General features: G+C 61.9%; 1 pseudogene. It reads left to right on the top strand.

The features are described 5' to 3' along the window. Positions 1-119: 119 nt before the first annotated feature. Positions 120-252, top strand: a pseudogene (locus VSR82_RS40505) (transposase); the annotation flags it as partial.

Here is a 252-nt window from a genome sequence, read left to right on the forward strand (position 1 = left end):
GGCTTCTTTACGCCGCCCATGAGGTGGCTCGATTACGCCGCCCCTGGACTGGCTTCATTGTGCCGCCCCTCAGGTGGCCCGATTACGCCGCCCCCGGATTGGCTCTATAACGCCGCCCGCTGACACCTTGGTCGAAGCTGATTGCGCTGATCGAGCCGCACTATCCGGCAGGCAAAACCGGACGGCCGCCTTTCCCGATCGCGACGATGCTGCAAATTCATTTTATGCAGCAGTGGTTCGGTCTGTCGGACC

The organism is Burkholderia sp. JPY481 (assembly GCF_038900515.1).
Lineage (GTDB): Bacteria > Pseudomonadota > Gammaproteobacteria > Burkholderiales > Burkholderiaceae > Paraburkholderia > Paraburkholderia youngii.